At 33.5% G+C, this 10,422-nt stretch carries 6 protein-coding genes and 1 other annotated feature; all 6 genes read left to right on the forward strand.

Going from position 1 to position 10,422, the window contains the following annotated elements; genetic code table 11:
- Positions 1–160: 160 nt before the first annotated feature.
- The 6 genes from EDD63_RS10730 (at position 161) to EDD63_RS11620 (ending at position 10,326) form a co-directional block, all read left to right on the forward strand.
- A complete protein-coding gene (locus EDD63_RS10730) occupies positions 161–1,747 on the forward strand; it encodes a GH25 family lysozyme (protein WP_166667632.1) in 1,587 nt (528 codons plus the stop codon).
- 63 nt (positions 1,748–1,810) lie between these two features.
- Positions 1,811–2,008, forward strand: a binding site (T-box leader).
- 33 nt (positions 2,009–2,041) lie between these two features.
- Positions 2,042–3,772: a threonine--tRNA ligase gene (gene thrS / locus EDD63_RS10735; protein WP_243833771.1), complete on the forward strand. Its 1,731-nt coding sequence runs from the start codon at positions 2,042–2,044 to the stop codon at positions 3,770–3,772.
- Between the two features lie 33 nt (positions 3,773–3,805).
- Positions 3,806–4,762 (forward strand): dTDP-glucose 4,6-dehydratase, encoded by a 957-nt coding sequence (rfbB, locus tag EDD63_RS10740; protein WP_134171306.1) that lies wholly within the window; start codon positions 3,806–3,808, stop codon positions 4,760–4,762.
- A 159-nt stretch (positions 4,763–4,921) separates the two neighbouring features.
- Positions 4,922–6,721 (forward strand): dockerin type I domain-containing protein, encoded by a 1,800-nt coding sequence (locus EDD63_RS10745; RefSeq protein WP_134171308.1) that lies wholly within the window; start codon positions 4,922–4,924, stop codon positions 6,719–6,721.
- Between the two features lie 11 nt (positions 6,722–6,732).
- Positions 6,733–8,094 (forward strand): cadherin-like beta sandwich domain-containing protein, encoded by a 1,362-nt coding sequence (locus tag EDD63_RS10750; protein ID WP_166667633.1) that lies wholly within the window; start codon positions 6,733–6,735, stop codon positions 8,092–8,094.
- Between the two features lie 717 nt (positions 8,095–8,811).
- The gene (locus EDD63_RS11620) at positions 8,812–10,326 is read left to right on the forward strand and encodes a hypothetical protein (protein WP_208318328.1); all 1,515 of its coding nucleotides are present in this window, start codon (positions 8,812–8,814) and stop codon (positions 10,324–10,326) included.
- The last annotated feature ends 96 nt before the right edge of the window (positions 10,327–10,422 follow it).

The raw sequence follows: 10,422 nt of genomic DNA on the forward strand, positions 1-10,422 counted from the left end.
ACCTTCCTTATTTTTATATGGTAATCTTACATTTCAATGTATCATCATACATGTAACAATCTAAGTTAGGTGCGCATCGGTTGAATTAAGCCTTAAAAAAATAGCTATTAATGTATGCGTATGTATTGTTATGTTTGGATGTCTATTGGAGAGTGTTGAATTGATAAACAATGAAAAGGTGCTACGTAAGGTTTCAAACTTATCTACACAAGATACAATTAATAAACAAAAATTAACAACTGGAGTTAGAATGAGTGCAACAGAAAGTTGGTCTTATATAAATGGAAAATGGTATTTAAAACGCGATGGTAAAATATATACAGGATGGTATAAGAATAACGAAGGATGGCATTATTTTCAAAAGAATGGTCAAATGGTTACGAATTGGCAATTTATAAATGGAAAATGGTATTACTTTAATGGGCGTGGAATAATTACGACTGGATGGTATAAAAACAACGAAGGATGGCACTATTTTAATCAAGAAGGCCATATGCAGACGGGGTGGCAAGTAATAAATGAAAAACAATACCTGTTCTCTTCAAGAGGAATAATTACAACTGGTTGGTATGAAAACAGTGAAGGATGGCACTATTTTAATCAAGAAGGACACATGCTGAAAGGTTATGTAGACGTAAATGGTAATACATATATATTCAAAAATAATGGAGTAATAACGACTGGTTGGTATTTTGCGAATGATGGAGTACGTTTTTTCAATAATCAAGGCCATATGTATAAAGGGTGGAGTACAATAAATAACAAGACCTATTTATTCCAAAATAATGGTATTATGGTTACTGGATGGTGGAAGACTAATTTAGGTACTCATTATTTCAACAATCAAGGTCATATGACAAGTGGCTGGGCTCAACTAGGAAATGTATGGTATTTATTTGAAGACGGAGTTATGCATACAGGTTGGTTTAAAAATGAAGAGGGATGGCATTATTTCGATAGTCAAGGCCATATGTTAGTAGGAAGTCAATTTATTAATGGAATACAATGCGAATTCAACGAAAGAGGAATATTAACAACAAATCTAGGCTGGCATGTTTCAAATGGTAGTAAGCAACTTTATAATGTGGGTGGTCAGGTTGTAAAGAACTATAATGGAGAAGTCGGTCGAAAACTTGTAATAGATGTCTCTGCTCATCAAGCAATAATTGACTGGGATCGAGTAAAAAATTATGGAGTTGATGGAGTAATCCTTAGAGCGTCATATGGATATGCAAATGATAATTCACAGGTAGATGCACAACTTGCCAGAAATGTTAGGGAACTAGAGAGACTTCAGATACCATATGGTGTTTATCATTTTAGTTATGCTAGAACAATAGAAGATGGAATAGGTGAAGCAAAATATTTATTTCAAACGTTAAGGTCTGTCAATGCTAAACCGAAACTTGGTATTTATTATGATTTAGAGTATACAAGTTATGTTGGAGATAAATCTAGCCAGTTTTATGAGGAACTATTAAAGAAATTTATGGGACAAGCTGATCAAGAACTAAAATCGTTTGGAAGTTATAGTTTAGGTGTTTACGCAAATCAAAATTACTTTGAGAACAAATTAACAGGTAGCACTTTTGATAAATATAAACGTTGGATTGCTAATTACGGATACAATGATGGTATGGCTTATTCATTGAGTTATAGAAAACCATATATGATGTGGCAATATACATCTGCTGGGTACATTCCTGGAATAAATACAGCTGTTGATCAAAATGTAATGTTTGAGTAGTATACTTTAATTTCAAAAAAAGTAATTATATTGACATCAACAAAAAGTTAGTGTATAAAGTACATAACAACTATGAAAAGGACAACAATCATGCAAATTGATGTAGAGAGTAAAGCGGTTGGTGAAAGCTTTATGAGAGATGTTTGATTTACTACCTTGGAGTTGAACTCGAAAGATGTTCCGTCACTCGCGTTAAGAGGTTTGAGGTGTAATAGATTATTACACGAATTAAGGTGGTAACACGATGCATTCGTCCTTTGGGATGGATGCTTTTTTTATAAGGAGATAACGATTATGAACATGGATTTTTTAAATGATGAACGATTAAACCGATTAAATCATTCAGCTGCTCACGTATTAGCGCAAGCAGTAAAACACCTTTACCCACAAGCTAAATTTTGGGTAGGACCAGTAGTAGAAGAAGGATTTTACTATGATATCGATTTAGGAGAAGATGTAATTCGTGATGAAGATATTCCTAAAATCGAAAAAGAAATGAAAAAGATTATTAAAGACGGGAAACGTATTGCCAGAGAAGAAATTTCAAAAGCAGAAGCTATTGAAATGTTTAAAGATGACGAATACAAACTTGATTTAATTAATGATCTAGAAGATGGAACAATTACTGTATATCGTCAAGGAGACTTTGTGGATCTTTGTCGTGGACCTCATGTAGATACTGTAAAAGAAGTAAAAAACTTTAAGTTAATGAAACACTCTGGTGCATACTGGAAAGGTGACAAAAACAATAAAGTATTACAACGTATCTATGGAGTATGTTTTGAAACAAAAGAAGATTTGGAAGCATACTTAAACTTACTTGAAGAAGCAAAACGTCGTGACCACAAGAAATTAGGTCGTGAGTTAGATATCTTTATGATGAGTGAGTACGCACCTGGTATGCCATTTTTCTTACCAAATGGAATGATTATTCGTAACTTACTAGAAGAATTCTGGTATGAAGTGCATAAAGATGATTACTCATTTATTAAGACACCAATTATGATGTCAAAAGAATTATGGGAACTAAGTGGACACTGGGCAAACTATCAAGACAATATGTATACTTGTGATGTAGATGACCGTGTATATGCAATTAAACCAATGAACTGTCCAGGTGGAATGCTAGTATATAAAAATGGATTGCATTCATATAAAGATCTTCCAATTCGCTCAGGAGAGCTAGGACAAGTTCACCGTCATGAAGCTAGTGGAGCTTTAAATGGTTTATTCCGTGTACGTACATTCACACAAGATGATGCACATATCTTTATGCGTGAAGATCAAATCGAAAGTGAAATCTTACGTTTATTAAAATTAATTGACAAGATTTATTCAACATTTAAACTGGATTACCGTATTGAACTAAGTACTCGTCCAGAAGATAAATACATTGGAACAATTGAGTCATGGGATAAAAGTGAAGCAATCCTACAAAAAGCAATTGAAGCAAGTGGAAAAGAATGGAAGCTTAACCCAGGTGATGGAGCATTCTATGGTCCAAAACTAGACTTCCACATTCGTGATTCACTGGGAAGAAGCTGGCAATGTGGTACGATTCAACTTGATGCAAACTTACCTGAACGTTTTGATTTAACATATGTTGATGCAGATGGAACAAAGAAACGTCCAGTTATGTTACACCGTGCGATCTTTGGGTCAATTGAACGTTTCATTGGAATTCTGATTGAACACTATGCAGGAGCATTCCCAACTTGGCTAGCACCTGTTCAAGTAGCAGTCTTACCAGTTAAGAACGAATACCATTTAGACTATGCAAATGAAGTAGTAGAATTATTAAAAGCACAAGGGATTCGTGTTGACTTAGATGCACGCGAAGAAAAACTAGGATACAGAATCCGTGAGAACCAAATGAAGAAATCACCATTTATGTTGATTTTAGGAGATACTGAACGTGATGAAAAAACAATTAGTTTCCGTCGTTATGGTGAACAAAAAACAACAACTGTATCACAAGAAGAATTCGTTGCATTAGTAACAAAAGAAATTGAAACAAAAGAATAATATATAATACTTTTTATGCAATGGAGGTAAACTGTGATTTATTTAATTACTGGTGGAGCAGGATTTATGGGTTCTAATTTCTTGCTCTATATGATTGATAAGTATCCTTCAGATATATTTATTAATGTCGATAAATTAACGTATGCATCAAATAAAGAATACTTAAAAAGTGTAGAATCATTAGATAATTATATTTTTATAAAAGGTGACATTTGTAATAAGGATTTACTAAAAGAAATATTTCAAAAATATCAAATTGATTGTGTTGTTAATTTCGCTGCTGAATCACATGTTGACAACAGTATTGAAAATCCAGAAAGTTTTTTCTATACGAATATTATTGGAACATCAAACTTACTGGAATATTGTAGGATTTTCAATGTGAAGAAATACCATCAAATATCAACAGATGAGGTGTATGGAGATGTTGATATTGAAAGTACTGGTTCATTTAGTGAAGTAGATACATTAAATCCAAATAATCCATACAGTGCAAGTAAAGCTAGTGCTGACTTAATTTGTCTTTCATATTATAAAACTTTTGGATTATCTGTAACAATTTCACGAAGTGCAAACAATATGGGACCAAATCAAAATGAAGAGAAATTAATCCCAAAAATTATCAATAATGCAATCAGAAATAAACCTATCCCAATATACGGATATGGAACGAATGTGAGAGATTGGATTTATGTTGATGATCATAGTTCTGCAGTTGATCTAATTATACAAAGTGGAGTCGCAGGAAATATTTATAATGTTAGTGCACAAAATCCTATATCAAATATAAAGTTGGCGATGCTCATTTTAAATAAAATGAATAAACAAGACAGTCTTCTTAAATTTGTTGAAGATAGAAAGGCTCATGATGAAAAATATGCGATGAATACGTTTAAAATTCAACAATTAGGTTGGAGACCAAAGTATTCGTTTAAAAACGCACTTGAACGTACAATAACTTTGTTATGCAATCAATTCTCAAAAGATTGATTGCGAATAGAATCGTTAATAGTCATTTTATCTTATGAAATTGTTTGGTTGAAAAGAATAGAAACAAGTTAATGGATTTACGAAAATGAGTAACTTTTATGCAGAGTACTCATTTTTTTGTTATACTTATTATGTATTATTATGCGTAGAGGTAGTTGTATGAAATATAAAATTACTAGATTGTTAGGAATTACACTTCTTTCGTTTTCGCTATGTATCGTAGCAGGTTTTACCATGTCAAACCGTAATGAAGAAGCAATAGATGAGAATGATGGTTTTGAGGTGGGCGATACATTACCTGAAGAACATGTTTTTACGACGATGGATGAAAATGGAAACATCGTAGAGATGGACGTCACGTCACTTGAAGAGAAAACACAAGAGGAAAACTCCAATGAAATAGGTACTATGGCTAGAACCCTAAACATGACTAGAGTTGTAGATCCTAGCTATGGGGTTGTAAACTTTAAGACTAAGTCAAGTGCTGGAGTGAACACATTATATACAATCGATGGATCAAATCTAAGTGGATACACGAATGGATATTATGCTGCAGATGGTGCATTTCTTGGTAGAGCAAACGGAAAAGTTAAGTTCATGCAAGCTGGTGTTGTTGGATGGGTTGCAGAAGGTGATGTAACAGTTCTTAATTATGATAATTCATCACAAGTGAAATCAGTAAATTTCTATAAAATTGCAAATGGTAGAATCGTACACTACGCTACAAATGATATTTCTACTAATTATTATGCAATGACTACAGATGTAGGTCCAAAGCAACCATATATGAATGAAGGTGGTATTTATTATAGTTATGATGGACACCACTTTTATGAATCGTATCATAAGATGATTGATGATTATAAAGCGGGTGTTCGCACAAACTCAATTAACACAAAAGCTGGTTATAGTGCATATTATAACTATTATCAATATTTATCGCATCGTTCAAAAACAAATATTACTGCCGCACAAATAGACAGTTTTGTGAATACGAAATCGTCAAGCAGTTCAAAGATGCGCAGCCAAGGTTCAAATTTTATTTCAAATCAAAATAGTTATGGTTCAAACGCCTTACTTATGGTTGGAGTTGCAGCCAATGAAAGTGCTTGGGGAGATAGTGCAATTGCTAAACAAAAGAATAATTTGTTTGGGCATGCAGCATATGATTCTGACCCGTCAGGAAGTTCAAATGGATATTCTTCACCAGCATATAGTATTTACTATCATGCAAAGGTGTTTGTATCAGAAGGATATTTAGATCCTAAAGATTATGGTGGACGCTATTTTGGTGGACATTTAGGTGATAAAGCCAGCGGTATGAATGTGAAATACGCATCAGATCCATATTGGGGCGAGAAAGCAGCAGCAGTTGCTTGGCAAATTGATAAAGCCAATAGTGGACAAAAAGATAGCGGTAAATATACACTAGCAGTAAAATCTGATATTACAAATGCAAACCTAAGACAAAATGCTTCAACTAGTTCAACTGCTGTATACCAAACAAGACAAGTTGCACATTTCCCATTTGTCGTTATGGAAAAGACTAAAGGTAGTGCAGCAAATGGGTCAACAGTATGGTACAAAATTCAAAGTGATCCAACTCTGAATGCAAATCGTAGTGCAATAACTCAAGATGTTGGAAACTATGACTTTAGTAAGTATTACTTATACATTCACGAAAGTACATTTGATGTCTTAGTGAATGGAAGTGGTTCTACTGGAGGAGAATCCAAACCTGATCCGGACCCAACTCCACCAATTGAAAGCGAATACGCTCGGGGTGATGTAAATGGTGATGGTAAGATTACACCAGCTGATTATGTATTGATACGTAATCACATCATGGGAAAAAACAAATTATCTGGTAAAGGATTAACTGCAGCAGATATGAATAAAGATGGTAAAATAACGCCAGCAGATTATGTACAAGTACGTAACAAAATCTTAGGAAAATAATGAGGAATTCGATGAAGTCAAAATTAAGTAAAATAGTAATCCTCGCACTTATGGTTATTATGAGTGTTGGATTTATAGGAAAACCAAATCCCAACCCAGTTAGTAAAAATGCTTCTTCTTGGTTGAGTGGAAATACAATTGTCTTAGGACAGTCGTATACAGTAACTGTAAGTGCTCCTAATGCCGCAGGATATGTATCTGCTTCGGCAAGTAATGGAAGTGTATCACCAGCTGGACAAATATGGGTTGATGGTGGTAGTGTATCATTCACTGTGACTCCAGTAGCTGTTGGAACTTCAACAGTAAGTGTTTCAGGAGTATTAGCAAGTTATGATACAGGAGTAGATGCAAACTATGGATGGTCAGGATCTGTGAATGTTGTAAATGCAGTAAACCAAAATCCAGAAACACCAGGAAATTCAGGAAATTCAGGAAATACTGGGACTGAGACACCAACTAAACCTGAAGAAACAAAACCAAAGACAACACTTACACTATCTACATTAAGTGTATCACCTGGGACGTTAAGTCCAGCATTTGATCCAAGCACAACTGGATATAATGTCGAATTAACAAGCGATAAAAAACAGATAACTGTCGATGCAAGAGCAACGGATGGAAAAGCAACCGTATCTGGTACAGGAAAACATGCAATCAAAGAAGGTGACAATACTATTGAAGTTGTTACCTCTGATGAAGAAGGCAATAAGCAAGTATATACAATCAAGGTTACAGTTGAGAAGGCACCTACAGTCTTTTTAGAGAATAGCGATATCGGGAAAGGTAAATTTGGAATACTACAATTGATGTCTGCACCATTGACTCCAGGTTTCGATGATGCAACTATTAAAATAGATGGTAAAGATGTTGAAGTTCGTAAAAGTGAGAAAATGGGAATCACACTTGTTTACATGGTAAATGAACAAGGTAAACGCAATTTCTATATTTATGATGAAAAAACAAAAGAAATTATTTCTATATACATTCCTGTTTCATTAAAAGGAAGAAGTTATGCTATTGTTACTCCACAAGTGGATTACACAAAAGAAATTGATGTCACAAAAGCAACAGTGCAAATTGATAAACAAAACTTTGATGGATGGAAATTCAAGGATCAAAAACTAAAAGACTATGCTTTAGTTTATTTGATGAATGATAAAGGAGTATCAGGCTTATATCAATTTGAAGCTTCTGAAGATACATTGCAACTTTACAATAACACTGCTGCAATTACGATGGAAGAATATAAGGAACTTGCAAACAAGTCTTCTATGTTGCCAGTTATGTTTGGCGTAAGCGGGATTTTAGGACTTATGACAATAGGATCTATCATTGCCTTCTTACTTATGAAAAAAAGAATAAACACAAAATAGTTAATAGCCAAGCACTCCAGTAAAATGAGGTGCTTTTTTTGCAAAAAAAAGGAGTAAACAATAGATTGCTTACTCCTGAATTTGAGTCTAGTCCTGCGTACAACAGGAACTAGGTAAAGTATAATGGTAGAAATACACAACTACCAGCCTAATTTTTTTCCGTGTGTTTGTTTTGTTTGTGTGTTTGTGTGTGTTTATAAGGAGAAAGGAAATTAGGCAAACCTCCCAGAAAGACGTGTTAAGAAGATTTGTCTTTCTATATATAAGATGCATTGAAACCAAAAAATGTTCACTTTTTTTAAAAAAAATGAATATTTTAGAAAAAAGCTAATAATTAGGAAGTTGGTTCAGGAAAAGTATTAAATACTTAAAAATAGATAGAGTAAGAGAATGTTTCGTATTTAAATTCTTAAACCTAAACATATAGTTATATATAATTATAATTGAATATAAATTATATCGTATAAAAATGTAATGAACGTCCACAAAAATGTCATGAATATACTTGATTTTAGAATAATTGTCAAAACTAAAGACAGAAATAAAGTTCAATGTTATTCTTCTCATATACGTTATATATAGGAAATTTGTCTTCTAAATTAACCGAAAGGAGGATTGTTATTTTAGAAAGCATCAGTTACTTTATTGTGTGTAATAAATCGTGTGTGTGCTTATACGAAGAGAATAGAAATATATGACTATAAGGAGAGGAAGTATATGAAAAAGATTTTAGCCGCTTTAATGGTTTTTACGTTGATGACTGGATTTGTCCAAGACGAGCCAACTGAGGTAGGAACCCAAATACAACAAAATGAAATCGTAGTTGATCAAACTACATTTCCAGATGAAGCATTTAGAAATTATGTAATCGATGAGTTTAATGGACGTACAACATTAGGTCAACACGATTTAGCAACAGAATACCTATCTATCGATTATAGTGTGTATCCTGTAAATGACTTTACTGGAATCGAACACTTTACTAAAATTAAAAAATTAGAGATTTATGACTACCAAGGTACAGTAATGGATCTTACAGGATTACAAAGCACGAATTCATTCTGGGCTGGATATAATCCAGATGGAACGCCATTATATTTAGGATACCCAATTGAGGTAATTCTATTTGAAGCACCAAATTTACATACAATTCAAGTTACAGAAGATCCAGGAAATAAAATTGAATTAACGATTCGTGGATCAAAAGCAGCTACACTTGATGCAAGCCAAGTTCTAGGTTTGAAAGATTTATTTGTAGTTCGTTCTGATGCATCAACATTAAAAGTTAATGAAGGAATTCAACACTTACGTTTTGTATTGAAAGATATGCCAAACTTAGTAAATATTGAAGGAAAACTACATGCAGAAGAATTAATGATTGTAAATGCACCTATTGCAAATTTAAACATTGATGTTGAAAATCTGTATACATTTGATTTAATTAACACAAATGTATCAGATAGTGAATTATTAGCAAATGCGCATAATCTTGAGTGGTTACTTGTTGGTGGAAATAAGTTCAGTTACTTAAATGTTTCTGAAGCTGCAAGTACTCGCGTAGATTACCATGACTACAGTGCTGCATATTATGATTATCCACTGATGTATGACTTCTTATTCTTGGCAGAAGATGTTACAGATGGAACACCAGGAATGTATGTAAATACAAATAAAATTGCATTAACTGCTAAAAAAGCAGATGGTATGTACACAGTGAAAGTAGATAATATAGATATGGAACGTGTGCTATTACCTGAAGATAGTAAATGGGAAATTCTTGATGAAAATACGTTTGTGTTAAAACAAGATACATTAGAGGAACTAAATTACTATTACCGTGTTGTTGATCCATTCTCAATTGAAACAGGAATGAACTGCGGTGGTGGATTCCATGGACCTTCACAATTCATCCCTGACTACAAAGGTCATGCCGGTTTACGTAATACACATAAGTTTATCATGACGGAATTAACACCAGTCGAAGATCCAAAAGAGGAGCCTAAAGAAGAACCAAAAGAGGAACCGAAAGAAGATCCAAAAGAAGATCCAAAAGAAGAACCAAAACAAGAACCTAAGGAGCAACCAATAAAAGCTCCAAGTATCGCAGTAACAAGTAAAGCACCTGATACTGCAGATTACACAAATATGAGTTACTACTATGCATTACTTGCAATTTCACTAGTTTCTGTAGCAGCATTATCAGCCAAGAAAGTACTGAAAACGAAAGAATAATAAAAAGGCTTAATTCAACCAGTGCATACCAAGTCTCGATAAATCACTGATAAGTACTGAATAATTTATGTGTCTTTAAAGCATTTCTTGTGATGG

The sequence above is a fragment of the Breznakia blatticola genome, assembly GCF_004365815.1.
Classification (GTDB): Bacteria; Bacillota_I; Bacilli_A; order Erysipelotrichales; family Erysipelotrichaceae; genus Breznakia; species Breznakia blatticola.